Raw genomic sequence first — 10,846 nt, 5'->3', positions numbered from 1 at the left:
GGGACGTGCAACATATCAATGGCTGCCTCGAATAGTCAGTCGTTCAATGGTTGAAATGGGACCCACGGCGCGCTCAGCCTGGGGGGGACGAGCCGCGTGGCGATAAGGCGCGCATTCAGGCAGATTCAGGAAGGCCGCGGCCATCGAAGCCGCGCCGGCTTCGTCGCCGTCGGCCACCGCGATCAGCGTTCGTGCACCGAGCGCGTAGTGGCCTTCGAACACCTGGCACACGCCGAGCCATGCACGCGCCAGCGCACTGTCGGGTGCGACTTCCACGGCGCGCACGAACAGCAGGGACGCGGCACGGTAATTCGCCCGGTCGATCTCGACCAACCCCAGTCCGAGATACGGAAATGCCCGCTGCGGATACAGCACGGCAAGCCGCTCGAACAGATAGCGCGCTTCATCGAAGCGCGCATGCACGCGTGCGTAGTGACCGATCGAAATCAGCAGCTCCAAGGTGTCGCTCTGCATCGGCGATGGCTCCCCGAAGACGCCGCAAGGCGTCTCCGTCCTGGTTAAAGTGAAACGGGAAATGTGTTAATGAGAGGCGCGCGCCGTTTCCTTCTGCGCGTCGGTGAGACCCTGCACGCAGGCCGTCGCAACGCTCTGGGTCGTGTTCACCGCGCCCATTGCCTGCTGCACTTTCATCATCGCGGCGTTCTGCTGCTTGTCGTCGGTGCCTTCGGCCTGCTGTAATTTGCTGTCGAAGTCCTGGTTCTGTTTCTCGAGGATCTTCGCCAGCACCTCGGCCACCTTCTGGGCCGACAGGCCGCCGCTCGCGCCGACCGTCGAACCGCTCGCGCCGCCGGCGAAGTTGCCGCCCAGATTCGGGGACATCGTCGTATTGACCTGATTCATGATTTCTATTCCTTATCTTTTATCGCGCGCGTTTGTGAAGCTGACGCTTCGTTCCACCACTTGCCGAGCCGCGCGCAAACACTCGACAAGCAGAATCAGTTCCTTTCGCACAGTCGGCGACGCACCCGGCAGCGCGCTGTTCATCGCGTCTATTTCCGTGGTCAGGCGTGCCACGATCGACTCGCGCCCCGCCCCGCCGGTTTCGGCAAGTTGCGCTTCGAGCGGGAGATCGGCACACGCGCCAAGCGTGCTTTTACCGGCAGTTTTTTCCAGCATGGGCGGCATCCAGAAAGAATTCGTAGACCGAACCGTCGTCGTCGCGCGTGAGCTCCGCGGTGCAAGCCGAGATGCGTGTCACCCGACCGATCGGCAGTCGCGCGCCGGCGAAATAGCGCACGCCTTGCGCATCCGTGAGCCAGAATGCGTGACGGCTCGCGAGCAGATTCAGGCCAAGTGCTTCGAGCGGTACCCGCACCCGCTCGCCCTGCTGGGCATGCCCCGGAAAAGTGAGGCCGCGCAGTCCGTTGATTTCGGCGCCGGCGAGACGCGCGACACGTGCGTAGTCCCACGATTCGGGCGACAGAAACCCCTGCGGGTCGGGTAGCGTCGCGGCGAATGCGCCGGGTTGCGTGGCATGCACGGTGGCGCCGCGGTAGTAGTGCGCGAGAAATTCGTCGACTTGCTCCCGCAGTAGCGCGAGCACGAACACATGCATCACGGGCGCGCGTTGCCGCGACCAGGCACTGGCGGTCAGCGCCGCCAGATCGGCGGCCGACTCGACGTAGCCCTCGTAAATGAGTGCGCCGGTCTTCGGGTCGAGGTGCGTCTTCACCAGCCGGAACGCGTCGTTCCCATGAACTGCGCGCGGTGTGTCGCTGGGCCACTGGTGGGCAGCGGTCCACGTGAGCAATGCGAAGACAACCGGCACCGCAACGGCCACGGCCCGCGTCACCGGCGAGGCATCGGTCCAGTGCCGCGCGATGTACGCCAGCGGCGCATGACGGCGCAGGTAGGCACGCTCCGCGTCGCGCGCCAGCGTCGGACCCGGCGCATCGCGGCCGCAGAACTGGAACGTGATGGCCCCCGCCGAAAACCACGCGCCGCGCTCAAGGAGCACGCGGCGCCCCGGCGGCACAGGCCGGCCAAACACAGCGACGCGCGCAGCGTCGGCGACCAGCGCGAGCGCTGCGCCGTGCAACTCGACGGTGGCGTGCAGCGGTTCGACGCCTTCGTCGATCACCATCAGGTCGGCTTCGCCGCCGCTGCCTATGCGCAACGGCTTGCCGGGCGACAGCACCACGCTTGCGCCGGTGTGCACGCCGTCCATCACGACAATCCGTGCGTCAGCGGTCATGGCGGTTCTCCCATGGCATCTTGCTGACCAGCGGCAAGCCGGGCGGTGACAGGGACGGGGACGCAGACGGCTGAGGAGCGGCGGGCGCGGTGGGCTGGGCCAGCGCCCGCAATGCCGCGTCGACCGCTGACGGGACATTGGGGGCAGGCGGTTGCGGGGCTTGTTGGGCTTGTTGGGCTTGTTGGGCTTGTTGGCCTTGTTGGCCTTGTTGCGCTTGCTGTGCCGGTTGCGCTTGCTGTGCCGGTTGCGCTTGCTGTGCCGGTTGCGCTGGCTGTGCCTGTTGCGCTTGTGACCGTGGACGCGCGGCAAGAGGCGCATTGCTCGCCAATGACATCGTCGCTACGGGCAACGCGCTCGCGGTCACTGCCGTCCCAACGGAACTCGCATCCGGACTTGAAGTAGCAGTACCAATCGTCATCCCATCCGCGCCCTGCGCCGTGTCCGACACCCCATCACCCGTGAGGCGCTTCAGGCGCGGCGTGATCAGGACCAGCCGTTCGAGGCGCTCTCGCGTGGTCTCGGTATCGCGGAACAACGCGCCGAGATAGGGCACGTCGCCGAGCAGCGGCACCTTGGATGTGGTGCTTTCGCTACGTTCATACTGATAGCCGCCGATCAGCAGACTCTCGCCGTCGCGCACGATCGCCTGAGTGACGACCGAGTGGTTATCGACCTTCGGGATACCGTCCACCGACGCCGACGTATTGAACGTCCCGTCTTCGATCTGGATATTGAGCCGGATATTGCGGCGCGGCTCGCCGGTCGATTCGACGCTCGGCGTCACCTTCAGCGTCATCCCCGTATCGATGTTGAAGAGGTCGACGGCCTGGTTGCCCGCGACCCGCACATACACCGTGCTGCGCGAGGTCAGCGCCGCCTCCGTGTTGTTCAGCGTCAAGACCTGCGGGCGCGACAGCACACGCGCCTGACCGGCTTCCTCCAGCGCATGAATCTGGGCGAACAGGTATTGCGCCGAGTTGCCGATCAGCGTTGCAAGATTGAGCCCGGCCGCCGCGCTTGCCGGCGTGACCAGGTCCACCGCGCGGAAGCCCGTCGGCGCGCTCGCGGTCCCCGAGGCGACGTTGATACGTCCGTTCGCGCCGCCCCAACGCACGCCGAGCGAGCGCGCGGCATTCGACGACACGTCGATCACCACCGCGTCGATCTCAACGAGCTCCTGCGGCTGGTCGAGCATCGCGATCGCGCGCTCGTAGTTCGGCATCATCGACACGAGGTCGCTGATGACCACCGAGTTACTGCGCTGATCGGCGACGATGTTGCGCCGCGCAGGGGTCGCGACAGGCTGGGCAGTGTCGGAACCGGAATCGGGCAGCGGCGGAGCCGGCTCGGCGGCATTGTCAGGCGGCGTGCCGGCGAGGCCGAGGCCGAGCAGGCTCGGCAACGGCGGCGGCCCGCCGCGCGCATTGCGAGCATCGGCACGCGCGTCGGCGCGAGCGTCGGCGTGCGAGCGCGCGGCACGCTGGGCCGTGGCCTGCCAGGTATCCGTCATCAAGCGGCGCAGCAGCGAAGCGACGCCCGGCACCACCTGCTCCTGCGCGCCGACCGCATAGCGGACGTCCTGCGCCTGCGCATAACGCAGCGGAAAAACGCGGATGACAGTCTCGTCGAACGATGGCGCCACGGTGGTCTGCCGCTGCGCCTTGTCGATCGCCTCGGCCACCGCGTCGACGAATTTCGACGGGCCCGCTACCTTGACGGTGGTCGCGGAGTATTTGACCGGCAGCCGGGCGTCGTCGAGATCGAGGTTGCGCAGCAGGGACGCGACGGCCTCGCGGGTCATCGGCGCGAACGGGATCACCCGGCTGCGCACGTCCGACGCGCTCGCGACATGCATCGCCTTGCCGTCGAAATACCAGACAAGTCCGTAGGCCTCGATCAGCTGGATGAAAACATTGCCCGGCGTGTCGTCGAAACGGCCATTGACCAGTCCCTTCACATCGCGGCCGATGTCGGCGCTCAAGCCTTCGACGGCGAGCACGTCGCGTAATACGTCGGGCAACGGGGCGCCGCTCACTGCGTAGTGGATCGGCGCACCTTGCCATGCGGGTGTCGCGGCTTGCGCCGCCGGTAGAAGCAACACGGCCGAGGCGAGGCCGAGCGGTCCCGCGACGTGACGCAAGGCGGCCCGGCAGGCGCACGACGGCAAATCCGGGCGTTCGTCGCCGCCCTTCTCCTTCTCAATAGTCGAATCGTTGCGCCGCATCATAAGCATTAAAAATCCCTGGCTACGTTTATTGACTCCGTTAGCCACAAATTTAATGATGTTTTCCATGCCCAAGGTCATACACATATAAGACATGAGCAGTGGTTAAAACACCGATGCATCGGCGCGATTCCGCCCAACTGACCGAATGCCAATACGCGGCATTTGTCTGAAGTGGCATTTACTCTGCGGAAATTCACTTATCCAAAAATACAGATGAAGTGCAGGCGACGATAAGTCATACATCTGTATGACCTGTTCTTTTCCTGTAGAGCGAGGATTGCGGAACTGACAACTCGATTAATCCGATCATGACAGCCAACTCGTGCAATTCAGTTCGTACCGGACAGTCTCTCCCGCAATTAAGCGCACCGCTCCGCTTCAACCTCTTAATGGAAGCAGGTCATTCCTCAATTCCTACATGCGCACCCACATGCGGATGACACGGTATTGCAACTTCACCCCTCAACTCGCAAGACCGAGACTACGCTCCGTCAGAATTAACGGATTCGCAACCTGTCTGCGACTCGAGGAAATCTATTGGCGAATCATCGAGGAAATTGCCCGTCAGGAATCTCTGACAGTAGGAAAACTGATTTCAAAATGGGCTCTCGAAATCGACATGACACAAGAAACCATCTGCAACTTCACCGGGTTCATCAGAATCATCTGCGTCACGCAAATACTCGAACAGAAATATCCAATCGGCATACATGCAATCGATCCAGACGCAGCACGCAAATTTCACCAACCAACGCAAGGGGGTTTATCGAAATAATCAGACCAATTTCTCTCACAGTCGGGAATCGAACAACGTGGAGCACCCACTGTGATTGTTCGCGCTAAAACGGCAACCGAACGGTTTAACTCTTAATCACCAGGATTTCACAATGAGCAATGCAATCAACATGGTCGGCGGCAGCATGCCGTTCGATATGGGCAATTTGCCGGACGCGGCGCAAAACGGCATCCAGACCAACGCGAGCTTCAGCTCCGTGCGGATGTTTTCCCCCGACGAGATCGGCGCTGCCGGCAATATGCCGCCCGCCGCCATGCTGCACCAGCCGCTCGCAGCGGCGAACGACGGCGAGTTCGGCACCCAGGGCGCAGGGACACAGGGCGGCGGCGGTGGCGCCGACATGGCGGGCGCGTTGAGTCAGATCATGGGCCTCATCGGGACGGCCATTTCAGCCGCGATGCCGTTGCTCGGCATGGTCACTTCGATGATGGGCAAAGCGGGAGCGGCTGGAGGCGGCGCCGCTTAACCGAGCCCTGAGCTCACGGCCGGCCGTCGCATCGACGCCGGCCGGAAGCGGGGCAGCGCAACAGCGAGCCGCGTTGCTTCATGGCGTGCTTCATGGCGTGCTTCATGGCCTGCTTCATGGCCTGGTCCCGCTTCATCCCCCTTCATGCCCTTGCCTCATGGCCTGCTTCATAGCTCGCTTCATAGTCCGCTTCATAGGCCGTTTCATAGTCCGCTTCATAGCCCGCTTCATAGCCCGCTTCATAGCCCGCTTCATAGTCCGCTTCATAGCCCGACCACTGCCCGAACTTCCCTCCTGAAAACACCATGAACTCTTCTCCAAGGCTCGGCCCCGTCGATCGCCATCGGCTCGACGACCTCGTGCGGCGCTCCAATGCAGGGCTCTACAGCGCCATGAGCCATTTCGTCGACGGCGGTCATCGCCCTATCGGTGAATTGCTGCGCGGAGGTTCGTTGCCCGATGCGCTCGTGCAACGCTTCCTCGATGAACTGCAATCGATGCAGGACTACGTCGGCACCTCGTACCGCGTGTCGCAAATCACTCGCGACGGGCTTGCCGCGCTGCAAGGCGACGGGGACCGGTGCTTTGTGGACCTCGGCGCTCAGTGCGCTTTCGTGCTGCCCTCCAACGCGGCCGCCTTGGCAAGGCGCCGGGCCGCGGCGCAACGGCGCGACGGGGCGCACCTGTTGTTCTCGATCTTCGACGAGTCGGTCCCGCAGAAGAATCTGTCGACCGCGCGCTTCGTGGATTGCGTCGCCGTCTTGCCAGGAACACCGCTGCGCCTGACGAACTTGCGCATCTTCGCAGCGCAAGGCGACAGAAGTTCCGCACGCGCGCGTATCGTCGCGCATTTTGCCGCGGCGGATCAGTCATGCGATGCGCCCTACGATCTCTACAGCGGCGCGCGGCGCAAGTGATGCGTGTGATATTCAAGCGGGTGCCGCCGGTAGCCCCGTGAACGGCGCCGCCTGTTAACCGTCGCTTCCTGCTGAGACGCCCGACCGCCTGTGAACGGCCGTTGCCTGCTACAGACGCTCGCCGAAGCTGGCGCTCACCAAAGACTGTTGCCCACCTGGAGCCACGGCAATGCCGGGGAGCCACGCCAACGCCTGCCCGCTCAAACTGCCCGCCGCGCCGCGGCAAATTCAACAGACGCTGTACAATAGCGCGCCCGACGTAAGCTTTTTCTGGCCTAGCCTGGCCGTGCCCCGCGCCGTCTGCGCCAAGGTTTGCATGCTTGACCCGCGCGCTTGATCTGGGCGCCGGGCCGGCACGTTGAGTCCCTGTTCCGTCACCTGCGTTTCATCCAACTCTTTGCCTATGTCCGCTCCGCGACCCGACTCCGCCCGTCCGCGCCGCCCGATGCGCCCGATGCGCCCGATTCCCGCCCTCATCTTCATGAGCCGCTGGCTGCAGCTGCCGCTCTACCTGGGCCTGATCGTCGCCCAGGCGGTGTACGTCGTACTGTTCCTCAAAGAAGTCTGGCATCTGGTCACGGCCTCCATGACGCTCGACGAAACCAACATCATGCTGGTCGTGCTCGGCCTGATCGACGTGGTGATGATCTCGAACCTGCTGATCATGGTGATCATCGGCGGGTATGAAACCTTCGTGTCGCGCCTCGGCGTAGAGGGTCATCCGGACGAACCGGAATGGCTCGACCATGTGAACGCCGGCGTGCTCAAGGTCAAATTGTCGATGGCGCTGATCAGCATCTCGTCGATCCATCTGCTGAAGACCTTCATCAGCCCCGACCAGAATTCGACGCACACCATCATGTGGCAGGTGATCATTCACGTCGCCTTCCTCGTCTCGGCGCTGGTGATGGCGTTTGTCGACCGTCTCACCACCCATACGCATCCGAACCATTTTCAGGAACCCGCGGGTTTGCACGCGCTGGGTTCGAACGCTTCCCCTCCCCTGCAGGCGCACGACTGACCGCACTGTCCTGCGAGTCTGAAAACACGCGTCTCTTGTCCCCACTGAGCTAGCCATGACCGTCATCAAACAGGAAGACCTGATTCAGAGCATTGCTGATTCGCTTCAGTACATCAGCTACTACCACCCGCTCGATTACATCCAGGCCTTGGGCCGCGCTTACGAGCTCGAAGAGAGTCCGGCCGCGAAAGATGCGATCGCGCAGATCCTCACCAACAGTCGCATGTGCGCCGAAGGCAAGCGCCCGATCTGCCAGGACACCGGCATCGTCACGGTGTTCGTCAAGGTCGGCATGGACGTGCGCTGGGATGGCGCGACCATGGGCGTCACCGAGATGATCAACGAAGGCGTGCGCCGCGGTTATCTGAACCCGGACAACGTGCTGCGCGCGTCGATCGTGAGCCCGCCGGAAGGCGCGCGCAAGAACACAACGGACAACACGCCGGCCGTGATCCACTACGAGATCGTGCCGGGCGACAAGGTCGACGTGCAGGTCGCGGCCAAGGGCGGCGGCTCGGAGAACAAGTCGAAGTTCGCGATGCTGAATCCGTCGGACTCGATCGTCGACTGGATTCTGAAGACCGTGCCGACCATGGGCGCGGGCTGGTGCCCGCCGGGCATGCTCGGCATCGGCATCGGCGGCACGGCTGAGAAAGCCATGGTGATGGCGAAAGAATCGCTGATGGATCCGATCGACATTCAGGACGTGATCGCACGCGGCCCGAAAGACTGGATCGAAGAACTGCGCGTGGAACTGCACGAGAAGGTCAACGCGCTCGGCATCGGCGCGCAAGGTCTCGGCGGTCTCGCTACCGTGCTCGACGTGAAGATCATGACGGCGCCCACGCACGCGGCGAGCAAGCCGATCGCGATCATCCCGAACTGCGCGGCAACCCGTCACGCGCACTTCACGCTGGATGGCTCGGGTGTGGCGAAGCTCGAGGCACCCTCGCTCGACGCATGGCCGAAGGTTCAGTGGGAACCGGACACGGAAAAGAGCAAGCGCGTCGATCTGAATACGCTGACGCCGGAAGAAGTCGCGAGCTGGAAGCCGGGCCAGACGCTGCTGCTGTCGGGCAAGATGTTGACGGGCCGCGACGCGGCGCACAAACGCATCGCCGATATGCTGGCGAAGGGCGAAAAGCTGCCGGTCGACTTCACCAACCGCGTGATCTATTACGTCGGCCCGGTCGATCCGGTGCGTGACGAGGCAGTCGGCCCGGCAGGCCCGACCACGGCAACGCGCATGGACAAGTTCACTGAGACCATGCTGTCGCAAACCGGTCTCATCTCGATGATCGGCAAGGCCGAGCGCGGCCCGGTGGCGATCGAGGCAATCAAGAAGCACAAGGCCGCGTATCTGATGGCGGTGGGCGGTGCCGCTTATCTCGTGTCGAAAGCCATTCGCAGCGCGAAGGTTCTCGCGTTCGACGACCTCGGCATGGAAGCGATCTACGAGTTCGACGTGCAGGACATGCCGGTCACGGTCGCCGTCGATTCGAACGGCACCTCGGTGCACCAGACTGGCCCGAAAGAATGGCAAGCCAGGATCGGCAAGATTCCGGTCGCGACAGTTTGATCGGTAGGAACATTCGCCGAAAAAGCGCAAGCCGGGGCCTCAAACCCCGGCTTTTTTATCGTGAAATGAGAACGGTACGCATCACGCAAAAACCTTGCAAATCAAGGCTAAAAACTGTGTCCATTTCCTTGGCTTTTTCAGGTCCGGCGTTTATTGTTGTTGAAAATTCAAATCCCCTATAAGGAATCCCCATGCAAGGCGACAAGAAAGTTATCGAGTATCTGAACTCCCAGCTGAAGAACGAGCTCACCGCCATCAACCAGTACTTCCTGCATGCGCGGATGTACAAGCACTGGGGCCTCGAGAAACTCGGCAAGCATGAATACGATGAGTCGATCGGCGAAATGAAGCACGCCGACTGGTTGATCGAACGTATTTTCATGCTCGACGGCCTGCCGAATCTGCAAGACCTGCACAAGCTGCTGATCGGCGAGGAAACCAAAGAGATCCTCGAATGCGATCTGAAGCTCGAACAGATTTCGCAGAGCACCTGCAAGGAAGCAATCGTGTATTGCGAATCCGTTCGCGATTTCATCTCGCGTGAAATCTTCGTGAAGATTCTCGACGACACCGAAGAACACATCGACTGGCTCGAAACGCAGATCGACCTGATCGACAAGGTCGGCATCCAGAATTATCAGCAAACCGCGATGGGTTCGATCGAGTCCTGATCGGACAGCTTGGAAAACCCCGCGCGCCGGCGCGTCAGTGTTCTCATACACCGTCTCGCACGGGAGCTTTTTTGCCGGCCGGTTTGCTGCTCGGGTTGTTCTATTCATCAGCTTATTTGGCAAATAAGCGCCGCGTGGGCGATATACTTGAGCACTTCTCCGTTTTCGTGAGTTTGCCGTGACCGCTGCGCCGCGCGCGTCCTTATCGCCTATGCCTGCAGAATCGCCGTCTTCGAATGCCCCGATTGCCGCCTCAGGCGGTGATTCGTGGGCGCCGGTCGGCATCTTCGACTCGGGTCTGGGCGGTTTGTCGGTGCTACGGGCGGTCCGGGCGCAACTGCCTCACGAAGCGCTCATCTATGTCGCCGATTCGCGCTACGCGCCCTACGGCGAGCGCGACGACGACTTCATCGCCGACCGCACCCTGGCAATCGGGGAATGGCTCGTGAGACAAGGCGCGAAGGCGCTGGTGGTCGCGTGCAATACGGCGACCGCGCAGTCAATCGCATTGGTCCGCGAAAAGCTGACGATTCCGCTGGTGGGCGTCGAGCCGGGCGTCAAACCGGCCGCGCTGCAGTCGAAAACGCGTGTCGCCGGCGTGCTCGCCACCCAGGTGACCTTGCGCAGCGCCCGCTTTCAGGGGCTATTGGAGCGCTACGCCGCCGATTGCCGTTTTCTTTGTCAGCCCGGCCATGGGCTGGTGCAGGCGGTGGAACGCTGCGACATAGGCTCCGCCGAATTGCGCGCGCTGCTGCGCAATTACCTGCAGCCCATGCTCGATGCCGGCGCCGATACCTTGGTGCTCGGCTGCACCCACTACCCTTTCCTCGATGCGGCGATCCGGGACATCGTCGGCGACCGGCTCATGCTGATCGATACGAGCGTGGCCATTGCGCGTCAACTGGAACGGGTACTCGACCAGCATCGCCTACGCGCCGCCCCGGACAACCCGGA

Annotated in this window: 13 protein-coding genes; 7 read left to right on the top strand and 6 right to left on the bottom strand. The window is 62.6% G+C overall.

All coding sequences use genetic code 11. From position 1 onward, the window contains the following. Positions 1-15: 15 nt before the first annotated feature. From QOC89_RS20640 to sctC, 5 genes are all read right to left on the bottom strand, one after another. Positions 16-474 carry a hypothetical protein gene (locus tag QOC89_RS20640; RefSeq protein ID WP_323046716.1) on the bottom strand — a complete coding sequence of 153 codons (459 nt, stop codon included), beginning with the start codon at positions 472-474 and terminating at the stop codon, positions 16-18. A 66-nt stretch (positions 475-540) separates the two neighbouring features. Next, positions 541-861, bottom strand: a complete 321-nt coding sequence (locus tag QOC89_RS20635; protein ID WP_323046715.1) for a hypothetical protein — start codon at positions 859-861, stop codon at positions 541-543. A 12-nt stretch (positions 862-873) separates the two neighbouring features. Next, a complete protein-coding gene (locus QOC89_RS20630; protein ID WP_323046714.1) occupies positions 874-1,137 on the bottom strand; it encodes a hypothetical protein in 264 nt (87 codons plus the stop codon). Next, positions 1,115-2,215 (bottom strand): FHA domain-containing protein, encoded by a 1,101-nt coding sequence (locus QOC89_RS20625; RefSeq protein ID WP_323046713.1) that lies wholly within the window; start codon positions 2,213-2,215, stop codon positions 1,115-1,117. The genes QOC89_RS20630 and QOC89_RS20625 overlap by 23 nt, the downstream gene beginning before the upstream one ends. Next, positions 2,205-4,448 carry a type III secretion system outer membrane ring subunit SctC gene (gene sctC, locus QOC89_RS20620; RefSeq protein ID WP_323046712.1) on the bottom strand — a complete coding sequence of 748 codons (2,244 nt, stop codon included), beginning with the start codon at positions 4,446-4,448 and terminating at the stop codon, positions 2,205-2,207. Before sctC ends, QOC89_RS20625 begins: the two co-directional genes overlap by 11 nt. Before the next feature lie 412 nt (positions 4,449-4,860). On the opposite strand from sctC, the gene QOC89_RS20615 reads away from it, so the two are divergent. Continuing rightward, positions 4,861-5,217, top strand: a complete 357-nt coding sequence (locus tag QOC89_RS20615; protein ID WP_323046711.1) for a ribbon-helix-helix domain-containing protein — start codon at positions 4,861-4,863, stop codon at positions 5,215-5,217. A 112-nt stretch (positions 5,218-5,329) separates the two neighbouring features. After that, positions 5,330-5,704 (top strand): hypothetical protein, encoded by a 375-nt coding sequence (locus tag QOC89_RS20610; protein ID WP_323046710.1) that lies wholly within the window; start codon positions 5,330-5,332, stop codon positions 5,702-5,704. A gap of 142 nt (positions 5,705-5,846) precedes the next feature. Here the strand turns inward: QOC89_RS20610 and QOC89_RS20605 are convergent, their stop codons facing one another. Then, a complete protein-coding gene (locus QOC89_RS20605; RefSeq protein ID WP_323046709.1) occupies positions 5,847-6,011 on the bottom strand; it encodes a hypothetical protein in 165 nt (54 codons plus the stop codon). Between QOC89_RS20605 and QOC89_RS20600 the strand changes: the two genes are divergently transcribed. The 5 genes from QOC89_RS20600 to murI all read left to right on the top strand — a co-directional run. After that, on the top strand, positions 6,010-6,621 hold the full coding sequence (locus tag QOC89_RS20600; RefSeq protein ID WP_323046708.1) for a hypothetical protein: 612 nt from the start codon (positions 6,010-6,012) through the stop codon (positions 6,619-6,621). The two genes, QOC89_RS20605 and QOC89_RS20600, sit on opposite strands and share 2 nt — an antisense overlap. A 454-nt stretch (positions 6,622-7,075) precedes the next feature. Then, positions 7,076-7,642, top strand: coding sequence for a TIGR00645 family protein (locus tag QOC89_RS20595; protein ID WP_323046707.1), 567 nt, complete (start codon positions 7,076-7,078; stop codon positions 7,640-7,642). A 55-nt stretch (positions 7,643-7,697) separates the two neighbouring features. Beyond that, a complete protein-coding gene (locus tag QOC89_RS20590; protein WP_323046706.1) occupies positions 7,698-9,221 on the top strand; it encodes a fumarate hydratase in 1,524 nt (507 codons plus the stop codon). A 191-nt stretch (positions 9,222-9,412) separates the two neighbouring features. Beyond that, on the top strand, positions 9,413-9,892 hold the full coding sequence (bfr, locus tag QOC89_RS20585; protein ID WP_074284854.1) for a bacterioferritin: 480 nt from the start codon (positions 9,413-9,415) through the stop codon (positions 9,890-9,892). Between the two features lie 211 nt (positions 9,893-10,103). Continuing rightward, the coding region (murI, locus tag QOC89_RS20580; protein WP_323046705.1) for a glutamate racemase at positions 10,104-10,846 on the top strand (743 nt) is incomplete at its 3' end.

Source organism: Paraburkholderia sp. (genome assembly GCF_034668105.1).
Taxonomy (GTDB): domain Bacteria; phylum Pseudomonadota; class Gammaproteobacteria; order Burkholderiales; family Burkholderiaceae; genus Paraburkholderia.
The sequence above is the reverse complement of the archived record's forward strand: the minus strand, read 5'-3'. Positions and strand labels throughout refer to the sequence as shown.